At 64.9% G+C, this 25420-nt stretch carries 18 protein-coding genes and 5 pseudogenes; 8 read left to right on the top strand and 15 right to left on the bottom strand.

The window, feature by feature from the left end; genetic code table 11:
* Positions 1-87: 87 nt before the first annotated feature.
* From M5I08_RS10490 to M5I08_RS10465, 6 genes and pseudogenes are all read right to left on the bottom strand, one after another.
* Positions 88-675, bottom strand: a complete 588-nt coding sequence (locus M5I08_RS10490) for a tyrosine-type recombinase/integrase (protein WP_249763246.1) — start codon at positions 673-675, stop codon at positions 88-90.
* Positions 676-752: 77 nt separating this feature from the next.
* Positions 753-1123, bottom strand: a pseudogene (locus M5I08_RS10485) (transposase); the annotation flags it as partial.
* Between the two features lie 30 nt (positions 1124-1153).
* Positions 1154-2281 carry a site-specific integrase gene (locus M5I08_RS10480; protein ID WP_249763245.1) on the bottom strand — a complete coding sequence of 376 codons (1128 nt, stop codon included), beginning with the start codon at positions 2279-2281 and terminating at the stop codon, positions 1154-1156.
* A gap of 485 nt (positions 2282-2766) precedes the next feature.
* A complete protein-coding gene (locus tag M5I08_RS10475) occupies positions 2767-3084 on the bottom strand; it encodes a helix-turn-helix domain-containing protein (protein ID WP_219069460.1) in 318 nt (105 codons plus the stop codon).
* Between the two features lie 2 nt (positions 3085-3086).
* Positions 3087-4139, bottom strand: a complete 1053-nt coding sequence (locus M5I08_RS10470) for a tyrosine-type recombinase/integrase (protein WP_219069459.1) — start codon at positions 4137-4139, stop codon at positions 3087-3089.
* A gap of 133 nt (positions 4140-4272) precedes the next feature.
* A pseudogene (locus M5I08_RS10465) lies at positions 4273-4944 on the bottom strand (IS256 family transposase); the annotation flags it as partial.
* A 287-nt stretch (positions 4945-5231) separates the two neighbouring features.
* On the opposite strand from M5I08_RS10465, the gene M5I08_RS26170 reads away from it, so the two are divergent.
* From M5I08_RS26170 to M5I08_RS10450, 4 genes are all read left to right on the top strand, one after another.
* Positions 5232-5360: a hypothetical protein gene (locus M5I08_RS26170; protein ID WP_256469581.1), complete on the top strand. Its 129-nt coding sequence runs from the start codon at positions 5232-5234 to the stop codon at positions 5358-5360.
* 228 nt (positions 5361-5588) lie between these two features.
* Complete coding sequence (locus M5I08_RS10460; RefSeq protein WP_249763244.1) at positions 5589-6275, top strand: type 1 glutamine amidotransferase; 687 nt, start codon at positions 5589-5591, stop codon at positions 6273-6275.
* 2 nt (positions 6276-6277) lie between these two features.
* The gene (locus M5I08_RS10455; RefSeq protein WP_370328557.1) at positions 6278-6577 is read left to right on the top strand and encodes a hypothetical protein; all 300 of its coding nucleotides are present in this window, start codon (positions 6278-6280) and stop codon (positions 6575-6577) included.
* A 99-nt stretch (positions 6578-6676) separates the two neighbouring features.
* Entirely contained in the window at positions 6677-7906 is a 1230-nt protein-coding gene (locus M5I08_RS10450; protein ID WP_249763243.1) for a phosphatidylserine decarboxylase family protein, read from the top strand.
* A gap of 390 nt (positions 7907-8296) precedes the next feature.
* Here M5I08_RS10450 and M5I08_RS10445 read toward each other — a convergent pair whose 3' ends face one another.
* The 4 genes and pseudogenes from M5I08_RS10445 to M5I08_RS10430 form a co-directional block, all read right to left on the bottom strand.
* A complete protein-coding gene (locus tag M5I08_RS10445; RefSeq protein WP_219070875.1) occupies positions 8297-9508 on the bottom strand; it encodes an ATP-grasp domain-containing protein in 1212 nt (403 codons plus the stop codon).
* A 243-nt stretch (positions 9509-9751) separates the two neighbouring features.
* Positions 9752-10189 (bottom strand): annotated as a pseudogene (locus M5I08_RS10440) (phosphoketolase family protein); the annotation flags it as partial.
* Positions 10190-10268: 79 nt separating this feature from the next.
* Positions 10269-10505: a hypothetical protein gene (locus M5I08_RS10435; RefSeq protein ID WP_219070096.1), complete on the bottom strand. Its 237-nt coding sequence runs from the start codon at positions 10503-10505 to the stop codon at positions 10269-10271.
* Positions 10502-11356: a slipin family protein gene (locus M5I08_RS10430; protein ID WP_249763235.1), complete on the bottom strand. Its 855-nt coding sequence runs from the start codon at positions 11354-11356 to the stop codon at positions 10502-10504. The genes M5I08_RS10435 and M5I08_RS10430 overlap by 4 nt, the downstream gene beginning before the upstream one ends.
* A gap of 500 nt (positions 11357-11856) precedes the next feature.
* Here M5I08_RS10430 and M5I08_RS10425 point away from each other — a divergent pair, with 500 nt between their 5' ends.
* Entirely contained in the window at positions 11857-12405 is a 549-nt protein-coding gene (locus M5I08_RS10425; protein WP_219069651.1) for a hypothetical protein, read from the top strand.
* A 470-nt stretch (positions 12406-12875) separates the two neighbouring features.
* Here M5I08_RS10425 and M5I08_RS10415 read toward each other — a convergent pair whose 3' ends face one another.
* From M5I08_RS10415 to M5I08_RS10400, 4 genes are all read right to left on the bottom strand, one after another.
* Complete coding sequence (locus M5I08_RS10415) at positions 12876-13379, bottom strand: STAS domain-containing protein (RefSeq protein ID WP_219069649.1); 504 nt, start codon at positions 13377-13379, stop codon at positions 12876-12878.
* A gap of 108 nt (positions 13380-13487) precedes the next feature.
* Positions 13488-14285, bottom strand: a complete 798-nt coding sequence (locus M5I08_RS10410; protein ID WP_370328605.1) for an alpha/beta fold hydrolase — start codon at positions 14283-14285, stop codon at positions 13488-13490.
* A 392-nt stretch (positions 14286-14677) separates the two neighbouring features.
* Positions 14678-15295 (bottom strand): hypothetical protein, encoded by a 618-nt coding sequence (locus M5I08_RS10405; RefSeq protein ID WP_219069647.1) that lies wholly within the window; start codon positions 15293-15295, stop codon positions 14678-14680.
* A gap of 194 nt (positions 15296-15489) precedes the next feature.
* Positions 15490-16293, bottom strand: coding sequence for a GAF and ANTAR domain-containing protein (locus M5I08_RS10400; protein WP_219069645.1), 804 nt, complete (start codon positions 16291-16293; stop codon positions 15490-15492).
* A gap of 911 nt (positions 16294-17204) precedes the next feature.
* Between M5I08_RS10400 and M5I08_RS10395 the strand changes: the two genes are divergently transcribed.
* Positions 17205-18275 (top strand): GAF domain-containing sensor histidine kinase, encoded by a 1071-nt coding sequence (locus tag M5I08_RS10395; RefSeq protein ID WP_249763242.1) that lies wholly within the window; start codon positions 17205-17207, stop codon positions 18273-18275.
* A gap of 205 nt (positions 18276-18480) precedes the next feature.
* Here the strand turns inward: M5I08_RS10395 and M5I08_RS10390 are convergent.
* Positions 18481-18642: pseudogene (locus tag M5I08_RS10390) on the bottom strand (glyceraldehyde 3-phosphate dehydrogenase NAD-binding domain-containing protein); the annotation flags it as partial.
* 539 nt (positions 18643-19181) lie between these two features.
* Between M5I08_RS10390 and ppsA the strand changes: the two are divergent.
* Together ppsA and otsB are read left to right on the top strand one after the other, a co-directional pair.
* A complete protein-coding gene (ppsA, locus tag M5I08_RS10385) occupies positions 19182-21578 on the top strand; it encodes a phosphoenolpyruvate synthase (protein WP_219069642.1) in 2397 nt (798 codons plus the stop codon).
* Between the two features lie 58 nt (positions 21579-21636).
* Positions 21637-25324: pseudogene (gene otsB, locus M5I08_RS10380) on the top strand (trehalose-phosphatase).
* Positions 25325-25420: the final 96 nt, after the last annotated feature.

Below are 25420 nucleotides of genomic sequence, written 5' to 3'. Positions count from 1 at the left end.
CTGCAGCTGCGTAAGCGCGGCGTCAGGGTCGGTCGTAAGCGGGTGGAGCGGATCATGCGCGTCAACGGCACCATTCCCGCACCTTGTTTAGCTGGCGACCTGCGGGAATGCGCCCATCTGATGCAATTCCCGAGCTTTGGCATAAAACGCTGCTGTGGTGGAAGCGTTTTCATGGCCGAGGAGGCGCATGATGATCGGCAGCGGGATGCCCTGCTGGTAGAGATCCATCGCCTTGGTTTTGCGCAGCAAGTGGCAGTGGATGTTCGCCGGGATCGAAAGGCGTTGAGCACGTGCGGATTCGGTGGCTTGCTTGAGCACGGCGGCGACGGTGTCAGCGGACAGTTCGGCCGCTCGCCCGCGGTGCAGACCGTAGAACAACGGCCGGGTCGCAGGAAGTTTGGTGATATTCGGGTGGAACTCATCGAGGTAGACGTGCAGGTGCTCGACGGTCTTCTCGGTGAGCGGTACGACGCGGGGCCTGTTGCCCTCGCCGGTAAGCAGGACCTGCCCGGGCTCGGTCAGGCACAGATCCTGCAGGGTCAGGCCGGTGATCTCGCCCACGCGGGCCGCGGTGTCGTACAGCAGGATCAGCAGCATCCGGTTTCTCCGAGATTTCGCTGTCTGCCCGGTGAACGCGGCGAGGATCGCACGCGTTTGAGCTTCGGAGCGGAACATGTCAAGGCCGGTGAGACAGTTTCTTACGCGGATTTGATGAGTGCTTCGGGGGTTGGCAGCCGCGAGGGACTCCCCGGCTCGAAGGCCAGGAGTGGGACGAACTCGGCCCACGCGTTCTCCCACAGTTTGATGATCGCGGGATAGCGCTGTTCCCATTTCTCGCTGAACGCGACGAACGCGTCCAGTGCCGCAGCCTCGCTGGCCGCGGTGTATACCGGCTTGAGATCTTTGGCGATCGCCGCCCAGTCTCTCTTCGACGCGTAGCGAAAGCTGTTGCGCAGCAGGTGAATGACGCAGGTTTGGGTGATCGCGGCCGGCCACACGTTGGCGATGGCGTCGGGCAGCCCTTTGAGGCCGTCGCAGACCACGATGCACACGTCACCCGCGCCTCTGTTTTGATCTCCGACAGAACGCGCAGCCAATACTTGGCGAAAGCGCACGGGTTCGCGCGAACCTGTGCGAGGTGGCGCCTGAATTGTCACGGGTTGGGCAGGCGGGCGTCATCGACATGTTCGGCGAGGTAGGCGATGACGGCCTCGTTGGTCATGCCGTAGATGTCGGCGACGAGTTTGGGGTCGACGGTGCCGACGAGGTCGACCAGGCGGGTGGAGCGCAGGATGCGGGGTTGAATGCCGACCGCGCGCAGGGTGTTCTTGAGGTAGCTGTCGGAGGCCGCTGCTCGGGTGGCTTTGGTCTGCATGGTGATCAGAACGTGGGAGTTGTTGCTGCCGAGTCTCTTACGATGGTCAAGGCAGCGTTGCAATGTGGTCCAGGTCCATGGGTCCAGCGGTGTCGGTTGTGGTCGACGACCGAGCCGGATGCGGCGTGACTCGTGGTCGATGTCGTCGTCGGTGAGGTGCTTCAGTTCTTGGGTGGTGGCGCCGTGCAGCAGGGCGGCCAGTCCGACGAGCGCCTCGTGCGGGTGCACGTCGGGGCCGGTGCTCCACCGCCGGAACAGTTCGCGTTGCCGGTCGGCGGGCAGGGTCGGTCCGCGAAATGCCATCGTTTGCGGGGCGTTCAGGCCGGCGGTGGGGTCGATGAGGATAAGCCGGCGCCGCCGGGCGTAGCGGCAGAACTGGCGCAGCCCGGTCAGATAGGAGGCGCGTCGGCCGGGATGGGCGTGCAGGAATGCTTCGACGTCGCCGACATCGACGGTGGCCCAGTCGGTTTTGCGGCGGCGGGTGGTCAAGAACTGGGTGAAGTCGCGCAGTGCGGTGAGTCGGGCCTCGAGTGCAGCGTGCCCGCGCGGGTGGGTGCCCGCGCGGCGGGCGCGGTCACGACTCGTGACGAGGTGCTCGGCGAATCCGGTCACTGCCGGCCGTAGCGGTGCGGGCACCGCGTCGATGCGGGACTGGCGTCGGGTCGCGGCGCGGCGTTCTGCCCGGTCGGGCGGCAGCGCCAGCTTGTTCGCGGTGAGGAAGTCTTCCAGGGCCCGCGCGAGCGGCTCGTCGGCGTCAACCGATTCCAGCAGTGTCTGCGGATGCGCCGGGTGGTTGTCGGCCAGGTGCTTGCCGAGTCGGGTGAGCATGGCGCAGGCACGGTCGCGGTGATGGCGGCCGACCAGGTAGACGGCGAAGTCGCTCAGCCAGTCGGGTGGATCATCCAATGTCGCAGCGACATTGGCGGCACGGACCGGGATCCGGTGCGGCGAGCGGCTCCAGCAGTTTCGGCACCGTCCCGCACCGTAGAGTCGGGTGAGCTGCCCGCAGTCGACACACGCCGCGTCGGGATTTGGTGGCCGGCCGGATCGCGAACACGACCCGCACCAACCAGTCGCCGGCCGCAGGACCCTGCGTTTCCCGCAGCGCGGGCACTCGATTCGGTTGGCGTCGCGGCGTTGTCGTCGGACACATTGGGTGCAGAGGTCGCGGTCGACGAACAGCACCGGTCCGCCGCAGATCCGGCAGGTGCGCGAGCAGCGCACGCAGTGGCCGGTGTCCGGCTGCAAGACCCGGTCAACCCCGCAGCGCGGGCAGGGATGCTTGACCGGCGCATGAGAGGCTGCCCAGTGGCATCGAGCACACAGGTCACGGTCGGGCTTGCCGACCGCGCGGCCACACCGTCGACAATCCCCGACCCGTCGGGTCATCGTCAGATCGGAGGCATCGACCGGCCACGCCGCGACCTCCGCGCGTCGTTGACCGCGACAGGGGCCGGCTTCGGTGAAATCGGTTGTGCGACAGGGGTGGTATCGACGTCGAACAGGTCGTCGGGTGTGCATTCCAGAGCGGTGCACAACGCGATCAGGGTAGACAGCTTGATCTGGCTGGGCTGTTTGGTGAACAACGCCGACACCGACGCCGAGGACAGCTGCAATCCGGCCTTCTCCGCGAGCAGCCGTTGCAGCTGGGCGCCGGTCCACACCTCGCGTTGGGCGGCGGGCATCCGAAGTTTCCACCTAATCTGCATACTCACCCCTGTCCGGTCAGTTCGCTCAGTGTCGCCGAGATCGCGCGCTGGTAGGCGTCTTCGATGAAGGTTTCCGACGGGCGCACGTACCACATGGTTGACGCCACCGTCCAATGACCTAAAAGCTGTTGAATGGCAACAAGATCCACGCCACGCTCATAGTTGTGGGTCGCGCAAGCCCGGCGCATCGCGTGCGGGCTGAACCACTCAGCGTCGGGTCGTCCTTCCACGCTCATCAAATGCCGCAACCGGTTGCGGATCGTGGCCGCGGCCATCCGTCCACCGGACTCGTCACACAACAACACCGGGCTATCCGGGAACCGGCCGCGCACATCGTCGAGATACCAGCGCAACACCAGATCCAGCCCGTCGAGCATCGGCGCCCAGCGCGGTCGCGGCCCGGATCCCTTGGCGCCCTTGCCGAACCGCACGTGCAACTTACCGAACGGGCCGCGCCCGAAATGCACATCCGAGCGGTCCAGCATCACCACCTCCTCCGAACGCAGCCCGGCGTGATACAGCGTGCGGAACAGCGCATAATCCCGCGCGGCCGGCGCGTACTTGCGAGCGGTCGCGATCCGACCCTTCAGGAACTCGAAGAACCCGGCTACCCGCTCCGGCGTCGGCGGCGCCTCCGCAGCGGGCGTGTCGTCGCCAACGTGGCGGGCGGCGTTGAACTCATCCAGCGGACAGCCCAGCCGCACCCCGAACGCCGCCTCGATCTCGGCCGCCTTGCGGACCTCAAGGAACCGGTGAAAGCCCTTGAACACCTGCAGATAGTTGCGCCGCGTCGACACCGCCCGACCCGAGCTGGCCAGCTCGCCCACCACCCGGTCCACATCGTCGGCGGTCACCTCCCACACCGGGCGCCCCAGCGCCGCCAGCATCCGCTCCAACACCCCAACGTCGTTGGCGATCGTCGACTCGGCGAACCCTCGCGCGGTCCACGACGCGACGAACGCCTCCACGCACTCGGCCTGAAACCGCTGCGGATCCCGCGTCTCGACGACCGGCGCGACCTCGCCCGTGATCACCCGCAGCCGCCCGTCGCCCACCCCGCACACCTTCCTCGCACCTGGTGTTTCGAGGCGACACCTTAACTCACTGGCCTACACCTGGAAGATCAGCGACACGCCAATCGGCGGGAAAAGCTCAGGCAGCAGCCCGAATCTGGCCAAACGAGCCTGTGCTCGTTCCATATCCCTCCCCGTCGCCGTGCTCGCCGGCCCGCAGCCCCAGCACGTCGCGGGCGCCGTCCACGGTGACACCCAGCGCGACGTGGATCGGCCTGTTCGCGACGTTGCCCTCTCGGATCTTGACGTTGATGGCGTCGATGAACACCACCGGATACACCGCATCCAGCGGCCGGTTCTGCCACTCGCTCATGCCCTCGATCACCCGGTCGGTGATCGTGGAGATCATCTGCTTGGACACCTGCGCGCCGTACACCTCGGCCAGGTGCGCGCAGATCTCGCCATGGGTCAATCCCTTGGCCGACAACGAGATCACCAGTCCATCGATCCCGGACAGCCGGCGTTGCCGCTTGCGCACGATCTGCGGCTCGAACGTGCCGTCGCGGTCGCGTGGCATCGCGACCTCTACCGGCCCAATGTCGGTGAGCACCGTTTTGGCGCGCGCTCCGTTGCGGGAGTTGCCGCCGTCGCGGCCGGCCGGGTCGTGCTTGGCGTAGCCCAGGTGGACGTCCATCTCGCCCTCGGCGGCGGACTCGATGATCCGCTTGGTCAACTGAGCCAGCAGGCCGTCCTCGCCGGTCAGCCGCAGCCCTTCCGAGCGGGCCCGATCCACCAGCTGCCCGATCAGCTGCTCGTCGAGGTCGTCCAGCCGGACCGCGCCCTGCATGTCGGGCCGCTCGACGATCTTCTCATCCATAATCACACTTCTCATCCATAATCACATCAGTCACAGTGTTCTCCTTCTTCCTCAGGAGTTACACCGTTTAACTTACAGACCCACCTGTGTCGTTATGCGGGCGTGTCGCTACTACGTGTCCGAGCCGCGTCCGGCTGGCGGGGCTGTGGTTGGACGAGGACCGCAGTGAAAAGCCAGCAGCGCGAAGCGATTCTTCAGGAGGTGGTTGGCGTAGGTTGAGCGTGAACAGCAGGTGCTCGACGCATTTTCGTCGCGTCGTGTCAACGTCGGCCGACACCCTGGCGGACGACTACGACGTCGCCGATCTGCTGCACACCTTGGTGGCGCAGTGTCGAGTTGCTCGACGTCGCCGCGGCTGGCCCGACGCTGGCCGATCAGCGGGGTAGCCGGCAGGTGCTGGCGTCTTCGGAAAGGAAAGTCCATAATTTTGCCTGGGCAATCAACTGGCCCGCCTGGAAATCCGGGTGATGTTCGAGACGCTGCCGCCACGAATCAAGCACATCGGGCTAGCGGGAGACGTCGCAGGGTGCGCAGCGACTTCGCGAACGGGATCCAGCGGTACCGATCCGCGTCACCACTCACCGAGGGGAGTAACCGCGCGTGCGCTGTGTGTTTTGCACGACGCCGTGTCGTCCACCGGCCTGATCGGCGATGCGCTGTCCGATCGACGCTGGAAGGTGGATGAATTCCTGGTGGTGCCTGCGGATCGACACGACTCACCGAACATCGAGGTGTCCTTTCCGGACAATTCGGACTACGACCTACTGGTGGTGCTAGGCGCGCCGTGGGCCGCCTATGACGACGTGGGCATAGGCCGATGGCTAACGCCCGAGCTACGGTGGCTGTCCGGGGCGGTCGCGGCCGGCGGTGCCGTGCTCGGCATCTGTTTCGGCGCCCAGGTACTGGCACGGGCGCTGGGCGGTTCGGTCGCCCGGTCGAAGGACCCGGAAGTCGGTTGGGTGCGTATCGACTCCGACGTGCCCGCGCTGATCCCGGCCGGCCCGTGGTTCCAATGGCACTACGACAGTTTTACCCCGCCACCGGGCGCGATCGAACTGGCCAGGAACGCCGCTGCCGTGCAGGCATACCGGGTCGGCCGCAGCCTGGGCGTGCAGTTTCATCCGGAGGTAACCACGGCCGGAATCAAGCGCTGGTTGGACAACGGGGAAGAGACGCGGGCCCACCCCCACGTCGTAGATCCAGCCGAACTGCTCGCAGAGGCTGATCGGCAGGCCGTCGCGGCACGCGGCCGCGCGGACGCGCTCGTCGCGGGCTACTTGGACCGGGTATTTCGTTTGTAACGATGGGAAATCTTGGGCTGGCGGCTGTTGGCCACGTCGAAGTAGCGATAGCTGCTAGCCGGCGTGCCGTGGCGGCCATCATGGCCGCGCTGGCCGAAGTCGAACTCGAACTTGGCCGCGAGCGTGATGTCGTGTCCCGGCAATCCCGCCGCGCGCGGGATTGCCGGCCACCAAACCCCCAACTCAGCGCTGAGCGCCAAGAGCAGTTGCTCCGTCTTGCCGCGACCGGTGAACTTGTGCGCGGTCTGGCCGAAGCATTCGGGATGGGACGGGCGACCGCGTGCCGCTATCTGAAGAGTTGATCCTAAGGGGGCCCCGAGTTGCGGTTGGCGACAAGGAGCAGAACTGTCTGAGGGAAACCGTTTCCGTTAGGTTTGGGGGTATGGCGTAGGTTTGGGGGTATGGCGGCTGGTCCCGATGGTGGGGATGTGCGGCGGCGGGCCGGCTGGTTGCCGCTGGATCAGGATGATTTGGAGTCCTGGCTTGAGGGGCACCGAGAGCGGGTGGAAGCAAAGGGTGAGCACGTAGCGCTCCATCCGGTGCTTACCGAGCTCCAAGAGTTGATCGACACCGACCCGGTGGTGCGGTTGTACGTCAACGAGATGATCTCCCAAGTGCCGCGAATCAAGCGGTACCGCAAACGGCACCTGGAGAGTGTGCCGCAGCTGGTGCGCCTGATCAATGAGGTGTTGACGATGGCGCCCGAGTTCGGTGAGAACGTGGTAACTATCCCGCTAGGCGCGATCTTGGACTGGGCGACGGGAACCCCGGCGGGGTTGGCCGCTTTCCGCGACCCACGCATCAACGCGATGCTGAAGAAGATCCTGACCGCGTGGTGTGAGTTCCTCAGCGGCCCCGATTCGCTGTACGTGCTCAACGATTCGCCCACGGGCTGGAAGTGTGCTGCGGCCCAACGGGCGGTGGGGATCGAGCAATATGAGCACGACCCGCACGACGAGCACTGGGGCTTTGTCTCCTGGAACGACTTTTTCACCCGACGCTTCACCGACGGTGCACGTCCGGTCGCCTCACCGCAGGACGACACGGTGATCGTCAGTGCCTGTGAGTCCACGCCGCACCGGATCAGCACCGACGTTCAGCGCCAGGACCGGTTCTGGATCAAGAGCCGACCCTATTCGCTGCAGGACATGCTGGCCAACGACGACTCGGTCGAACAGTTCGTCGGCGGAACCGTCTACCAGGGCTTTCTGAGCGCCACCAATTACCACCGGTGGCACAGTCCGGTCGCCGGGACGATCGTGCGGGCGTTCCTGAAGGAGGGCACCTACTACTCCGAAACCGACTCGCAGTCCTACCTGGCCCATGTCGCCGCGCGGGCGATCTTCCTCATCCAAGCCGATGATCCGGTCATCGGCCTGCTGGCCTTCGTGCCGGTCGGCATGGTGGAGGTCTCCTCCTGCAACATCCACCCGAACATCACGGCGGGCTACCACATCGCCAAGGGCGAAGAACTCGGTTACTTCCAATTCGGCGGCTCCACGCACTGCCTGGTCTTTCGCCCCGGCGCGATCGCCGACTTCACCCTCGCGGCCATCCCACAGCCACAGAACCCCCACGCGCCGCTAGTACGCGTCCGATCACAGCTCGCCACCGCCAACACCACTGCGTGAGGCCGGGCAGACGGGGATCTGAGCAGGCGCCTGATCCCAGACAGCTCCTGGCCGGCGGATCGCCGGAGTGCAAAAGTACACCCCGAACGACCAACCGTCGAGGGGTCGCCGTGGCTGTCCAGCCAGGTTCGCCCCTAACTGGCAGGCGGTTCCCCGCGACTAGTACACGTTCAAGGCCGGCGTCCTGCAAACATCGCCTGTAGCTTCACGAGGCATATTTCCGGCACGAATCTGTCTGCGCAAGCAACGCCAACGTCCGGCGTGGCGCGCATTCTCTCTGGCCAGTTCCCCACCATCGAAGGGATGCACGTTTACTGCGGTAAGTATGCAGGTAGCCCGCATATCTCGGGCTGCACAATGGAGATTTCTACCGATAAACGGCGCAGCGTCCTACGATTCGCCGCGCTGGAGGCCCAGACGGGTGAGTAGCATCGCGTCGTCCTGCGACATTCCGTCGATGTACTCGCCGTCCCAGGCCATGTCGCCGGCAATGGCCACTACCTTGCCCATGTGCTCGCGGAAGCTCTGACCGACGGAATGGCAGATCGCCAGCGTCGAGTACAGCGTGGGCAGCGGATCGTGCCAACCACTGCCTGCGTCTCGCACCTGTGCGAGGTCACCGATCGTCTCGGGCAGACGGTCCAGACGATCAGCGAAGCCATCGGCCAGCACGGCGAAAGCGAGCTGCACTCGGCCCCCAGGCTGGAGCACGAACGTCTCGGGCCGCGGGGCGAGCAGCCCCGCCGCCAGCTCTTCTCGCGGCATCAGCAGCAGGCCGTCGGTGGCGCGTGGATTGCACTCCACGAAGGTCAGGCCGTCATCGGTCATCAGGAAGTCAAAGGAGATCTGGCCCGTATAGTCCAGCTCGGCCACGATCGGCTCGATCAGCTTCAGCGACTCCGTTGCGTCGACAGCCTCGAACTGGATGCCCGTGCTGTGCTTCCGCTGCCGAGGGATTCGGTACATCAGATGCGCACTGACACGGCCCTGGTGAGCGGTGCTGTAGGTGCAGACCGTCTCACCGTCCACGAACGGCTGCACCAGCCAGGGCGACGCCGGCGTGGGTTGGACCTCGGATATCTCCAGCGCGCCGGCCAGCGGACCAGTGTTAGTCAGACAGCCGGCCCCGCCGCGCGAAAAGGCGGCGCGCGCAAAGTACCTTTCGAGGTGATCGATAGCCTCACGCAGCTCGCCGTCGGAGGCCACTAGGACGGTCTCGGCGATCGGAAGCCCGAGGTGCTTGACCAGCCGCGCGAACGCCCCCTTGTGATGCAGACGGGCCAGCGTGGCAAACGGCGAGGCAAAGATCTTCGTGACCCGACTGAGCCGCTCGATCTGAGTGGAAATGTAGAAGACCTCTTCGAAAGTCGGGATGATCACGTCGATCTCGTACTCGCCGACGATCCGTTCGAGCTCGGCGAGGAAGCCCACCGTGTCGCTGCGCGCCGGCGGATAGACGAAATGACCCGCCAAATACTTCGAATGGTTCCCCGCCGACAGCATGTGGTCGTCGCCGGCATAGACCTCGCAGCCCTCAGCCGCCAGCATGCGCACCATCCCCAGCGCGAACGGCATCCGCGAGCTAGTGACCAATACCTTCATGGGTCCATCTTGGGTCAAACCCCAACGCAAGGAACACGCGCGAGCAAGAGCCGCCGAGGTCACCGAGTCACTGGGCACTGCATATCGACCTACATCGCACGAGCACTTCGGCCCCGACTGGAACCGATTTCCGATCGCTCTCCTCCACTACGCCAGGGTTCCAGCGTCTGAGATCAAGTTCGAATACGGGACTTTCTCATGCCAGCATGAAATCCGTGGCACAAGCCCGCATCGGCGTCGTCGGTCCCCGCCTTCGTGGATCGATCCCGGAGTCGTCGGTGCCACATGGCTGGAAATACCGCCGGGGAAAGAGAATTGGGTGAACAGCTTCTTCAGTCCGGACTCGTCGCGGCTGACGTCGGGATAGATCTCCGAATACGAACCCTCGAGGTAGGTGTTGGCGACCAGCGCCGGACCCCCATGGCCGGGGCCGGCGACATAGAACATGTCCAGGTCGTACTTCGTGATGACCCGGTTGAGGTGCACGTAAATGAAGTTCTGCCCCGGCGTGGTGCCCCAATGCCCCACCACCAGCGGTTTCACATCCGAAAGCGCCAGCGGCCGCTTCAACAACGGATTGCCGTACAGATAAATCTGGCCCACCGACAGGTAATTCGCCGCCCGCCAATACGCGTCCATCTTGTGCAGCAGTTCCGGTTCCAACGTTGGGGTGCTCGTCATCGTTTGGGTGCTCGTGATGGGTGTCCTTTGCTCGACACGTCGGGGGTGCTCTGGCGGTTGAGTTCGTGGCTTGTCGGTGTCATGGCGCGGAGTCGGTGAGCAGCCGGACGAGCTGGCGCTCGTCCAGTGCGGTCCAGGAGCCGCGGGCGGCGGGCCACTGATCGGGTTCGTCCTCAAGGCCACGCACCGCAGCCGCGCGGGGTCCGCGCTGATCCGGCGCGGCAACCGGCGTCCTCACCCGGGGGGATCGCATGTCGCGGCAGATCAGCCAGTAACTCCACCCGATCCACGACATGACGATCAGCGCGGCGATCACGGCCGGCTTTCCGCGGCGGGGGTTCCGTTGGGCACCGCTGCCGGGACGGGAATCGGTGGCTGTGGCTCTGGTCGGACTGCTGCGCGGCTTTCCTGGGCCAGGAAGTTTCCGAGTTCGGCGATGGTCGACATCAACGGTGCCGGGAACACGACGGTGCTGTTTTTGTCGACGCCGAGCTCGACCAGGGTCTGCAGATTGCGTAACTGCAGCGCCAGCGGGTGGCCCATCATGGTGTCCGAGGCGTCGCCCAAGGCGGCAGCGGCCAGCGATTCACCTTCGGCGGCAATGATTTTCGCGCGCTTCTCCCGCTCCGCTTCGGCTTGGCGGGCCATCGCCCGCTTCATGCTGTCGGGCAGTTGGATGTCTTTGAGCTCCACCAGGGTGACCTGCACACCCCATTCGATGGTGATGCCGTCGAGGATCGCGCGGATGTCGAGGTTGATCTTGTCGGTCTCCGAGAGCGTCTCGTCCAGACTGTGCTGGCCGACCACCTTGCGCAACGTGGTTTGGGCGATCTGATCGATCGCGGCGTAGATGTTCTCGATCGCCACCACCGACTTCACCGCGTCGACGACCTTGAAGTAGGCCACCGCCGAGACGTCGACGCTGACGTTGTCGCGGGTGATGATCCCCTGGGACTGGATCGGCATCGTCACGATCCGCAGCGAAATCCGGTGCAGCACATCGATGAACGGAATGATCAGCCGCAACCCGGGTTGGCGTTCTCCGACCACCCGGCCCAGCCGGAACAGCACGCCGTTCTCGTATTGCTTGACGATCCGCACCGCCAGCACCAGCACCAGCAGTGACAGGACGATCACAACAACGACGACGACGCCCAGCGCGTTCATCGCCGTGCACCCGTCGGCGAGCCGTGCTGGGGGGTGCCCGCGGCCACGCCATAGCCAACCGTCGTTGTTCGCAGGCGCGGTAAGGGGGCGAATCGAGTGGAAAAACTCTGTGGGACAGTCATGGTGATCCTGATCTGCAGACGATCACCGGCGCGTACGGGCCTCGGAGCCAACGCTCCTCAAAGTTCTGCGGCGGACAGCCGAACCCATCCCAAACCAGCTGAGATTCCCAGCACCTCCCAGGCTACACCCTGGGACCAACCCGCCGAATCCCGTTTGGGGCGCCCCATTGCAAGGATCGCCAGCGTTGCTGGTGGCCGGTCGGATACAGGCGTGAGGTCGCGTTCCTCGGACCGGCGGTACCGGCGCGCGGTCCACAACTGCTCGCGACGGTACTCTTGGTGCGAGAAGCATCTCGCGGCGGTTGCGGCGCGGGTAGGCCGCACTTCCGTTGAGGGATGTCGGGCTTCGGGCTGGACTATTGAGCGCAGGTAACAGAGTTGACGGAGTTCACTCAGGACGCCGACGGGTTACCGCCGGGGTCGCTGAGCGCGCAGCAGGCTAGCGTTGACGCCGCCGACTTGCGGGCCGGGATCGACGAGCTGGCGGGCTTGGTGGCCGGCAGCCTGGGGTTACCTGAGTTGCTGGCTGAGGTGTCGACGTTCGCGGTGCACGCGATACCGGGCGCCGACGGTGCCGGGGTGACCTTGTTGCGGGTCGACCGGGTGGACAACATGGTGGAGGCGTTGGCGGCCAGCGCCTCGTTTGTCGCCGAGATCGACGAGATTCAGTACGTGACCCTCAAGGAGGGACCGCCAGCGCAAGCACCCCGGCCAACGAGTAGCGCACCCCGCGCCGGTCGCGTGGATCGGGCACTGTCTGCAACGCCGCCAACAGTCGCTCGCGGCGCGTCGTGTTCGTCTCGGCAGGCAATGTCGGGGAGAATGGCACGCGGATGTGACCTCGGGTTCGGATGGTTGGCTTTGCAAGCCCATCCAAACCCGTTGGTCACATCCGTGACAGCCGCCACGCCGGTCACACGACGATAACTCCCGAGGTCACAGGCCCGCGCACCAACCTTTCCGGGACTCTGGGTGTGGACCGCAGCCGCAGGCGCCCGCACGTGTCCAACGACAATCCCTACTCGGAGGCCAATTTCAAGACCCTCAAGTACTGCCCGGCGTTCCCGGGCCGTTCGGCTCCATCCAAGACACCCGCGCCTTCTGCGCGGTGTTCTTCGATTACTACAACCACGTACATCGTCACAGCGGCGTCGCGCTACACACCGCGGCCTCGGTGCACTACGGCACCGCCACCGAGATCCAGACCCAACGCGCCGCCACCCTGGATTGCCGCCTACGCCGCCAACCCCGCCAGATTCCGGCACCGCCGGCCCACCCCACCGAAACTGCCCACCATCGCCTGGATCAACCGACCAACCCCCGAAGCACTCATCAAATCCGCGTAAGAAACTGTCTCACCGGCCTTGACATATTCCGCACCGCTGTTCCTGCCGGACCTATCGTGTACCGCCGCAGACCATACACACCGTGCGATCGCATCTCCAGGACTGTCCGGGGTCGCTGCGGCTGGCGATGAGCTGTGGCGGACGGTGAGGCTGGTTTTGGACGGTTGCCACCGCTGCCTCGAAGGTGCTCGCGGCCGGTAGCACGCCCTGTGGATCACCGATGCGCAGCATCCGGGAGACTGCCTCACCGGGTACTAGCGCCCAGGCCCTGCCGGCGCGCAACCAGCAGACGGATACCCTGTGCAGCGCCGAGACGCCCAGGCTGCCAAAGAAATCCACGTCACGCAGATCAAGGATCAGCCCGCGACAACGCATCAGATGCCCTAGCGTGTACTCGGTCAGAATGTCAGCGTTGGATGCGTCGATGTCGCCGTGGGCCCTGATGACGGCTACCGACGACCTCAGCCGATGACTAACTAACCGTGCGGTGTGACCCCTCCCATGGTTGGGAAAGAAAGCCGCACTCTGGCGGCGCGGAGAGGGTGGGTGAAGCATTCATGGTGATCCCCGGATATGAGGTTGTCACCGGTGTGTTCGGCGCGAGCTACTGCTCTGAGAGGACAACAGCGGACGGCTGACCTCGTCCCAAACTGGTTGAGAGTCTCAACGTGGTTTACCTTCCGCCCCTCGGGGGCAATTGTCAAGCCGTGTGGATCGGATCTTGCCAGTCGACATTTTGCCGCATCTTGGTTCTGACCAGGCTTTTCGATTCGTCAGATCGGCATCTCGCCCGGTGGTGGCGATGAAGTCGTCAAGGATGTCCACCACCGCTGCCGGGGACTCGACATGCGGGAAGTGCCCGACACCGGCGAGCACCTCCAGTCGACTACCCGGCACGGCGTCGTGAGCGGCGTAGCCGTGGGCAACAGGAATGATCCGGTCCTGCTCACCCCAAATCAGCACGGTGGGTAATCCATAACTTAGATGCATCTTGCCGAACGCACTGACCGCCTGGCCGCGGTAATCCACCACCGAGCGCAACGTACGCAGGAACGCCCGCCGTGTCTGCCGATCCGACAGCGACGAATAGGCGTTCCACATCTCGCCGGCGCGCGGCGAATGTATTCCGGCCGACATGAGCCATGACCCCAGCTTGTTGTCGACGTTGAGCACCGGCTGCGGCGCGACCACTGGCAGCACCAGCTCGGTTCCGGGCGCCGACAGGATCCGCAATATCCAGCTCACGTCCGGCCCGAGCCCACCGCTGCTGATGAGAACCAGTCGCTGGCAGTAGTCGCGATGTTGATAGCTGAACTGCATGGCCACCCCGCCACCGAGTGACTGACCGACCACGGTTGCCCGGGTGACTCCGTCAACCTTCGCTGGCATGAGCATTTCGTTAGTGCGCCTACACGACTTGTCGAAGGAATCTCCGTCGATCACCTCGGTGGCTATGCACACAGCGCAGCGGTAGTCGTACAGCCGGTAGCTCGGAGTTAATGAACGATCCGCAGATGCGTGCCGTCCTGGCTGGAATGGTGGCTCACCCACTCCGGGATCCTGCACCACGTTTCCCCGCGGGTCCAGCGATTGACCTCGTCGATGAGCCGACGGGTGCGCGCGAGGGGGTTCACGGGTCGGCGAGATCCACGACGAGCACGGCTTGCAGAGGGATATGCCGGAAGCCCAAGTCAGCGTCCGCCGAACCAAGCGTAAAGAGGGGGCCGCGGTCGGCACGGGGGCTAGGCGAGGACAGCGGCGGACAGCTGATCTCGTCCCGGACTGGCCGGAATCTCAACATCCCTGACACCACATGGCGCGGGCGCAGCAGCCCGCCGCGCCGTTTAACACACTCAACCGATGTTGGGCTCCCGCTCGGCCCGCCCGGCGTCGGCCGGGTCCTCGCCGGTGAGCGTGTCGAGGATGAACTGGGCGGAGGTGTGTCGATCGATGCCCGCGCTATCCGCCTGGGTGTTCAGTTCTCGATCAGCTTGCCCCGGGGTGTAGCCGCGGCCGATGAGGACACCGATCGCCTGATTGACGACCGACGCCGTGCGCAGATATGTCCCCGTGTCCAACCCGGCGGGGACACTGAGATGCTGATCGAGCGCGAAATCGCTGGGCGGGCGGCCGGTTAGCCACGCCAGGTCTGCGGCGAAGTCCACAAAGGTTCCCGGCGTGCTCGCGTAGAGGATGAGGGCAACCGACGGCGCTGCCCGGCCCTCACCGACGCCGGGCAGCGTCAGCCGAAGCGAGGTGTGAAGATCGTCGGCCGCGCCGTCCTCAAGGGTGGTGAACGCGAATGGCGGGTCACTGCCGTCGACGGTCACGCTCAGCCCGAGATAGCTGGGCACGGCCGCTTGGGCGTCGACACCCAATTGGTGCAGACTGTGCAGCACATCGGTGCCGGGCTCATCCAGGGCGGCGGTGAGGATGCCCAAATCGGCGGCGAGGGCCGCACCGATCTCCATGGAAGGATTGCTCCGCTGGGCGCTCCCGAGCGCGGATCGAGCCTGCCGGTGCCGAACAGACGAGTCGCCCTGCTCGGTGGGGAACGCGCGACGCGAGCCAGGACTCATCGCGCTTACTGTTCCCCGCCCTCCAACCTACGCGCGTCACACCGCGCAGCGACCAGTTAGGCCGTGTATCGAATGGCGGTTCGGGCTCAGGTCGGGTCGCGTCGGGCGCGGGCGCGGCGCGCGGCTTCATCGACCATGCGTTGGGCCACGTCGGCCAATTTGCGGTGTTCCGCTTGGCTGATCGCCCGCAACTGAGTGAACGCCTCCTCGGCGCTGCGCCCGCTGCGTCCCCGGATCAGGCCGATCGCCTGATCGATCATCGGGCGCGTCGACAGCGCCGTCTGCAACTGGGCGGTCAGCGCCAACGCATGCGCGAGGATCTGGGCGTTGTGCACCGCCACCGCCGCAGGCTTGGCGAAAAGCTCCCCCAGTTCGGCGGCGTACTCATCGAAGACGTCTTTGCCGTGGGCGTAGACATTGATCGCCCCGATCGCCCGACCCGACAGCAGCAGCGGCAACGACAGCGCACTGTGCACGCCCAGGCGGCCCACCCGGGGGCCGAATCGCGGCCACATCTTCTCCCCGCCCAACGACCCGGACCGCACCGTGCGCCGCTCCAGCGCCGCGGTGATGCAGGGTCCCTCCTTGAGAGTCACGTACTGCATCTCGTCGATCTCGGAGACAAAAGGCGCACTGGCGGCCAACGCCTCCACCATGTTGTCCACCCGGTCGACCCGCAACAAGGTCACCCCGGCGCCCTCGGCGCCGGGTATCGCGTGCACCGCAAACTTCGACACCTCAGCCAGCAACTCAGGTAACCCCAGGCTGCCGGCCACCAAGCCCGCCAGCTCGTCGATCCCGGCCCGCAAGTCAGCTACATCAGCACTGGTTTGCTGCGGGCTCAGCGATCCCAACGGTAACCCGTCGGCGTCCTCGGTCAGCTCCGTCATACCTGCGCTCAATAGTCTTGGATAGTCTTGGCGGAGCTGGGAATCGCCACCGAACTCCAGCCCCTACCTGTGGCGCAACCGTCACGAGATGGTTGTCAGAACAATAATATAGCGTCGCCAGCACCGAGACCCACACTATCGCGGATCAGAAACCGGCGAGGCCAGCAGCCGGACCAAACAAGCCAAACCCCGATAGCCGGTCGGCCTTGTCAGCGTCGTCATTGTTTCGATCTGTGCTTGTGCGAACGCGCACCGCCTCGTGCGCTCAACAGTTCGTCTCAACAGTCGCCGTGCCTGGTTCAGTCACGCCACGCGGCGCGAAGTTGATTCGGTAGGTCGATACGAGCAGTCCACCGGGTGTAGCGTGGAGGGCGTTGAGAATCAGCTGGTGGGATGAGTTGAGCCGTCCGCCGCTTAATTCAAGGAGCATTAGCTCCGAACCCTCACACACTCCGATGATCCACTGGACGTCAGGTCACCATGACCACTTCACTTGCGTTGTGTTCCAACACCGGCGTTTCCCCGCTAGATCTGCCCCGGACCGAACCCATTCATGATCCACACGCAGCCTTACAGGCCGCCGTGCGGTGGCACTGCGGCCCCGACACCGGGTCGCGGTCCTGGGTCACCCGAGCGAAGTCGCCCGGGTTCGACCCACTGACCGATGTCAAAGCGTCCGAGGACCTGCTCGACGACCCCGTGAACGAGCCGCCGGTGACCAATATGTGCAGCGGCCATCACCCACCTACCTTCCGCTTCCGCCGACCAAAGTCTGCGCACCCGCCACTTCGTCAACGTTGTGGTCGCCGTGAACCGCGCGGTGCGCATGGACGAAGCGGTGGTCCATGCACCGAGGGCCTCGGATCTGGGACTGAATGACCATGTCTGCCGTTAAACCGGCGGAGCGACGCGTGACGTCGGAACCGAACGACTCTGCAGCGCCGATGCCCGCAACGGTATATCGGCCCATCGCCCAACAAGCGCTGAGGCTCACGGGCGCAGAACTCACACTGGTCGCCGTCGCAAACAACCACGACATACCCACGTCGGAGGTGGCCAATCTGATGATCGTGGAAACCGCCGGTGCTGCAGTGACCTCGACGCCGGCCCATGCCATCCCCATCGCCGGTACCTCGATCGGACAGGCCTTCGTGGAGCGGACCCCTCGACGACTCAACAACTTCGACGTAGCGATCGACGGCGTCCAACATACCGGTCCAGCGCTGGTGCTTCCGCTGCACACCACCGATACCGTGACCGGGGTGTTGGTCGCGCTGCGGCGTGGCGGCGCCCGGACGTTCAGCGAAGAGCAGCTCGACATGATGGCCGCATTCACCGACCAGGCGGCGCTCGCCTGGCAGCTGGGGTCCACACAGCGCCGGCTGCGTGAAGTAGACATTCTCGCTGAGCGCGACAGGATCGCCCGCCACCTGGACCACCACGCGATCCGGCGGATCTTCGCGATCGAACTGGCTCTGCATGGGACCATTCCGCGGGCGCGATCAACCGAGGTGCAGCAGAGACTGTCCCGCAGCATTTACGATCTTGAAGGCGTCATTCAGGAGATCCGCGTCGCTATTTTTGACGTGCACGGTGCGCTGCCTGGCATAACCCGGCTGCGAGAGCGGCTTGACGACGTAGTCGTGCAGTTCTGCGGATCCGATCTGGAGACCACGGTTCAATTCGTGGGCCCCTTGTCGATTGTCGGCGCTGCACTCGCCGATCACGCCGAAGCCGTTGTGCGCGAAGCGGTCAGCAACGCTGTCCGGCATGCCGGGGCGACCAGACTTGCGGTGACGGTAAAGGTCGGGGACGACGTCTGCATCGAGGTTATCGGCAACGGTCGAGGCCTCCCCGGCGACATCACCGGCAGTGGCTTGAGCAGCTTGCATCACCGCACGCAGCAAGCAGGCGGCGTGCTCACCATCGCGGATGCTCCCGGCGGAGGCACCTTGCTGCGCTGGTCAGCACCGCTGCTCTGAACATCGCCCCACAGCGACTACGAGCGGCTCAGAGGGTCGATGCGACCAGGCCGGGAGGCTCGATGCGACCAGGCCGGTCACGATGTCGGAGAAGATGATGGGATCCTCGGTGTAGGCCAGGAAGCCCTTCAGCTCGCTGCCTCGCTGCCAGCGGCGTCCGCGAATGCGGAGTTGACGACCTCGACCGTCGCCGGCTCGCGGACGATGACGGTGAGTTGAGCAGGTGCGCCAGAGTCCTATTGTCGGTGAGGTCATTGACCGCCACGATCGCGATGTCGGTGGTGCCTGCCGCGCGTTGCGCGTCGACCGCACGGAAGAAGTTTCGGCCGACACGCCCAAAACCGTTCACGCCCACCCGGATAACCATCGTGATCTCCTCGCCAGTTTTGCCGTCTGGCTAGCGCATCAACTGCGCGCCACCTCGAGTCTGACCACGCTTGAGACCGAGCAAGCAGAGGACAAGGTCCTCGCATCCCTGCCCGCTCTTTTCGCCGTTCATGATCTGGAGCCTCGCGCTCGCCGCCGGTCCGGCCGAAGGGATGGGCGATCCCGGCGCCGCGATGGGCGGCTGGGCATGCATCCGCCACTGCTGACACCACCTCCCGTCGGGCCGTACCCCATTCGATTACCTTCGGCCCTGGCTCCGTAGGTGCCCCTGTGGGAGTTTGGCACCACTGGAGTGCTCGATCGACCCGGCATGAATTTGTGCGTTCCCCAGCCGGCGCGCACGCGACGGTCGCTGTGGCCGCGACCCGACACCGAATTGGGGCCCGGATGAGCTGACGGCGCGGGAATCGCCTCGAGGGCGGGATCCGCGCAACGACACCGGGCGATCGGGGCTCCATATGACGTGCGGGCCTGGCTCGATGTTGCCCCCATGTTCGACGCGCTATGAGAGGACAGGTCATGAATACATCCAACTACGTCCGCTTTTTTGAGGAGTTCGGCATCGAGGACGTGCCGCTGGTCGGCGGAAAGAACGCGTCGCTGGGCGAAATGTTCCAGAAGCTGTCCGGGCAAGGTGTCCGGGTCCCGCACGGATTCGCCATCACCGCCCAGGCCTATCGCTACGTGTTGGACCGGGCCGGCACGTGGGACCGTCTGCATGCCGAGCTCGACGAGCTGGACCCCGCCGACGTCGCCGCGCTGGCGCACAAAGGCAAGCGCGCCCGTGAGATCGTCTATGGCGCCGGGCTGCCCGACGATCTTTCCGCCGAGATTCTGGATGCCTACCGCAGGCTTCAGCGGGAGTACGGCGAGGACGTGAGTCTGGCCGTGCGCAGCTCGGCGACCGCCGAGGACCTGCCGACGGCGAGCTTTGCCGGCCAGCAGGATTCGTATCTCAACATCAAGGGCGCCGAGAGTCTACTCGACACGTGCCGGCGTTGTTATGCCAGCCTGTTCACCGATCGCGCCATCCATTACCGCGTCGATCAGGGCTTCGACCACTTCAAGGTCTCGCTTTCGATCGGCGTGATGAAGATGGTGCGCTCCGACCTCGCCGCGTCGGGGGTGATGTTCTCCCTGGACACCGAGTCGGGCTTTCGCGACGCCGTGCTCGTGACCGGCGCCTACGGCCTGGGCGAAAACGTGGTTCAGGGTGCGGTCGACCCCGACGAGTTCTACGTCCACAAGCCGACCTTTCTCGCCGGCCACCGCACCGTGTTACGCCGCCTGATCGGCGACAAGGCGGTGAAGATGATCTTCGTCGAGGGCCAGACGAAGTACACGACCCGAAACATCCCCACACCCAAGGCCGACCGCGCTCGGTTCTGCCTCACCGACCAGGACGTCTTGGAGCTAACCGGCTACGCGTGCACGATCGAGGCGCACTACGGCCGCCCGATGGACATGGAGTGGGCCAAGGACGGTCTGGACGGAAAGCTCTACATCGTGCAGGCCCGCCCCGAGACGGTGGCCTCCCAGCGCAGCGCGACGGCGCTGGAAACCTATGTGCTCGAAGGCCGGGGCGAGATACTCGCCGAGGGCCGCTCGGTCGGCGAGCGGATCGCCTCGGGCGTGGCGAGACGGATCGAGAACCCCAATCACCTGTCCGAGTTCAAGCCCGGCGAGGTACTGGTCGCCGACACCACCACGCCCGACTGGGAGCCTGTCATGAAGACCGCCGCCGCGATCATCACCAACCGCGGCGGTCGCACCTGCCACGCGTCGATCATCGCCCGCGAGCTCGGCATCCCCGCGGTGGTCGGCACCGGCGACGCAACCACCTGCGTGCCCGATGGCGCAGTCGTGACGGTGTCGTGCACCGAGGGTGAATCCGGGCGGGTGTACCGCGACGAGCTGGCCTTCCACGTAGAGCGCACCGAGGTCGGGGACATGAAGCGGCCGCGCACCCAGATCATGATCAACCTCGGGAATCCCGACCTCGCCTTCAAGACGTCGTTCCTGCCGAACGACGGCGTGGGACTCGCTCGGATGGAGTTCATCATCAGCGAATACATCCGGGTCCACCCGCTGGCACTGCTGCACCCCGAGAAGGTCGACGACCTCGAGGCGCGCCGGACGATCGATCGGCTCACGCAGGGCTATCCCGACGGAAGCACCTTCTTCGTGGAACGCCTCTCCGAAGGAATCGGCACGATCGCCGCCGCCTTCTGGCCCAAGCCCGTCGTAGTACGGATGTCGGACTTCAAGACCAACGAGTACGCCAGCCTGATCGGCGGAGCTGCCTTCGAACCATCCGAGAACAACCCGATGCTCGGCTTTCGCGGCGCCTCCCGCTACGCGCATCCCGCCTACGCCGAGGGCTTCGCGCTCGAATGCCGCGCGATGCGGCGCGTGCGCGAAGAGATGGGCCTGACGAACGTCATTCTCATGCTCCCGTTCGTGCGCCGGATCGCCGAGGCGGACCTCGTCCTGCAGACGATGGCCGATCTCGGTCTGCGGCGCGGCGAGAACGATCTGAAGGTGTACGCGATGTGCGAGATTCCGAACAACGTGATCCTGATCGATGAATTCGCCAAACGCTTCGACGGCTTCTCCATAGGCTCCAACGACCTGACCCAGCTCACCCTCGGCGTCGATCGTGACAGCGAGATCGTGGCTTTCGACTACGACGAACGCGACGAGGGTGTCAAGGAAATGATTCGTCTGGCCGTGGAAGGCTGCCGCCGCAACGGAATCCACTCGGGACTGTGTGGACAAGCGCCTTCGGATTACCCGGACATGGCCGAGTTTCTGGTCCGGGTCGGCATCGCGTCGATGAGCCTCAATCCCGACACGGTGATCAAGACCACCCGCCAAATCCTCGAGGTGGAGAAACAGTTCGCACCGTCCCAATGAACGCCGATGCGTTCCATCGGCCCGCAGACCGCACACGCTTCCAGCAGAAAGTCGCGCCATGAAGCTGCCGGTTACCATCGACCCGCGCTACCACGACGCGGCGCTCTTCAACTTCGACGTTGCGCTGACCAACGACGTGCTTTTCGGGGCGACGGTCGACCTTGCCCGAAAGCTGCAGGGCGTCGACATCGCTGCGGCGGCGTATTCGTCGAGCCCGAAGTGTCGGCAGGCATTGAAAGCCGCCGGCATCGATGACCTGTTCGGCATCTGCATCGACGGAGTCGCCGGCGAGCGCGGGACAGTCGAACCACCTGATCCCGCAGTGCTTCTGGAGGCCACCCGCCGACTTTCCCGCCGACTCGGTGTGCGGCCGCAACGGTGTGTCGTCGTCGAGAACTCCCACGCCGGAGTGGCGGCGGGCCGCGGCGGCGGTTTCGCGCTCGTCATCGGCATCGACCCGACCGGTAGCGCCGACGACTTGGCGCGCAACGGCGCCGACGTCGTGGTCGCCGACTTGGCCGACGTCGCCGTTCGCACGGGTGACAAGCGGATCTCGGAACTCCCGAATGCGCTGATGTCCTACGGTCAGCTGATCGGTATCACCAGTGCACGAGAGTCGATGTTGTTCCTGGACTACGACGGAACGCTATCCCCCCTCGTTGCCGATCCCGGTGCGGCCACGCTGGTCGACGGAGCAGCCGAGGCACTTGATCTCGTGGCGGCGGCGTGCCCCGTGGCAGTCCTGAGCGGTCGCGACCTTGCCGATATCCGCACCCGGGTAGGCACACCCGGGCTCTGGTACGCCGGCAGCCACGGGTTTGAGCTGGCAGGACCCGACGGCACCTATCACCAGAATGAAGCGGCCGCCGCCTATATGCCTGTCCTCGAGCAAGCGGCCGCCGAGTTGTGCGACACCCTGGCGCAGATACCGGGAGTACGGGTCGAGCACAGGCGCTTTGCCGTGGCGGTGCACTACCGCGAGGTTGCACCGGGGCGTGCCGGTGAGATCGTCGCTGCGACACATCGGCTGGGACAGCGAGCTGGCCTCCGGGTGACGAGCGGGCGCATGCTCGTCGAGCTGCGGCCTGACATCGACTGGGACAAGGGGACCGCCCTGACCTGGATTCGTGATCGCGTCGAGGCTACGGGATCCTTAATGCCGATCTACATCGGCGATGACCTCACCGACGAAGACGCATTCGACACCGTCCGATTCGACGGCGTCGGGATTGTTGTGCGGCACGACGAGGATGGCGACCGCAAGACGGCTGCCAGCTTTACCCTGCAGACTCCCGATCAGGTGCGGGAATGCCTCCAACGAGGGTCGCGGTGGCTTGCCTACAAGCACCAGATGGCTTCCCCGGCTTGGGATTTCACCTTCGATGGGTACGACCCGCACAGCGAGAAGCTTCGTGAGTCGTTGTGCACAGTGGGAAATGGCTACTTCGCCACCCGGGGCGCTGCGCCCGAATCGAAGGCCGGCCAGGTGCATTATCCGGGCACGTATGCCGCCGGTGTTTACAACCGTCTCGTCGACAACATATCGGGTGCTCCAATCGACAACGAGAGCTTGGTCAACCTGCCTAACTGGCTTGCCCTCACGTTCAGGGTCGAGGGCGGCAGCTGGTTCGACATCGACGCCGTCAGGGTGCTGTCCTACCGGCAGACTCTCGACCTTCGCGGCGCGATACTGATGAGGAAGGTTCGTTTCTGTGACGACGCGGGCCGCACCACTTCGCTGACACAACAACGATTCGTCGCGATGCACATGCCCCACGTTGGCGCTCTTGAGACGACGATCGTCGCCGAGGATTGGTCAGGGACAATCGAGATTCGCTCGACGCTGGACGGCAACGTCACCAACTCACTGGTCGAGCGCTACCGGGACTTGGCCGACGATCATCTCGGGTTAGTGGAAAAGCGGGAGATCTCTGACAACTCCGTGCTGCTGACAGTTCAGACGACCCAATCGCGCGTTCCTATTGCCATGGCGGCGCGAAGCATCGTGTGGCGTGACGGCACTCCCGTCCCGGCTACCTACCGCCTTGTCGAGCAGGCAGCCGAGATCGGTCACGATATCGCCGTCGAAGTGTCAGTCGGTGACACGTTGACAGTAGAGAAGATCGTGACCGATCTTCACCGGCCGCGATGTCGCGACGTCCGAACCTGCCGCCGATGCCGAGCGCTGGCTCAGCCGACTCGGCCGGTTCGCCGAGTTGCGCGACGGGCATCTGAATGACTGGGTACATCTGTGGGAGCGCCTGTCCATCGAATTCGACGACTTCACCGACGAATTGCGTATCCTGCGACTGCATCTCCTGCATCTGCCGCAGACGGTTTCACCCAACAGTTCCGACCTCGATGTCGGGGTGCCGGCTCGCGGATTGCACGGTGAGGCATACCGCGGGCACATCTTCTGGGACGAGCTGTTCATCTACCCGGTGCTCAACTTACGGCTGCCCATAATCACCCGGTCGCTGCTTGGATACCGCTACCGGCGCCTGCCCCAGGCACGTCACGCCGCCAAGGCGGCCGGCTACTCCGGTGCGATGTTCCCGTGGCAATCCGGCAGTGATGGACGCGAGGAAAGCCAACGCCTGCACCTCAATCCGCGCAGCGGCCGGTGGAATCCCGACTCGAGCGCTCGTGCGCACCACATCGGCATCGCCGTCGCCTATAGTGCTTGGAACTTTTATCAGGTCACCGGGGATCTCGCCTACCTGATCGACTATGGCGCGGAGACGCTGGCCGAGATCGCACGCTTCTGGGTAAGCAGGGCCACCTACGAGCAGGAACGTGATCGCTACAGCATCCGAGGCGTCATCGGGCCCGATGAATTCCACTCGGGCTACCCCGACGCACCTTACGACGGCATCGACAACAACGCGTACACCAACGTGATGGCGGTCTGGGTGATCATGCGGGCCTTCGACGCACTGAACCTGCTACCGCTGCCGAACCGACTTGACTTAATGGAAACGCTCGGACTGCACACTGACGAACTGGCGCACTGGGATGAGGTGAGTCGACGGATGCACGTCCCGTTCCGCGACGGTGTCATCAGCCAGTTCGAGGGATACGGCGAGTTAGAGGAACTGGACTGGGACCGCTACCGCCGGCAGTACGGAAACATCCAACGCCTCGACCGCATCCTCGAGGCCGAGAACGACGACGTGAACCGGTACAAGGCATCCAAGCAGGCCGACGCCCTCATGCTGCTCTACCTGATGTCGGCAAGGGAATTGGGTGAACTACTCGAACGGCTCGGCTACCGCTTCACGTCCGAACAGGTCACAAAAATGGTTGACCACTACGTGGCCCGCACCTCGCACGGATCGACGCTCAGCGGTGTGGTGCATACCTGGGTGCTCGCCCGGGCCAACCGCGATCGTGCAATGGAGTTCTTCCAACAGGCGCTCAAGTCTGACGTCTCCGACATCCAGGGCGGCACCACATCCGAAGGCATTCACCTGGCGGCCATGGCCGGCAGCGTCGACCTCATACAGCGGTGCTTCACCGGGCTGGAGACCCGGTCTGACCGCATCATCCTCTCCCCTCATTGGCCGGAAACACTTGGCGTGCTGGCATTACCGATCCACTACCGCGGTCTGCACCTGCATCTGCGGGTCAGCGGAAGGGGAGTGATCATCAGTGTGGATCCACGCGACGCTCCCGGAATCAAAGTGGAATGCCGCGGTAAAGTCGTTCAACTGATGCCCGGCACCATTGTCCGATTTCCCGGATGACTATGCCGTTGAGTGCCGACAGCCCGCGCCCCGCCCGCACAGCTTTCGAGGCAGGCGACCCTGACGAACTTTCCATCCAGCGCGGTGATCGCAGCC

The sequence above is a fragment of the Candidatus Mycobacterium methanotrophicum genome (assembly GCF_023515995.1).
GTDB classification, from domain to species: Bacteria; Actinomycetota; Actinomycetes; order Mycobacteriales; family Mycobacteriaceae; genus Mycobacterium; species Mycobacterium methanotrophicum.
Note: the sequence above shows the minus strand (reverse complement) of the source record. Positions and strands in the feature narration are given on the sequence as shown.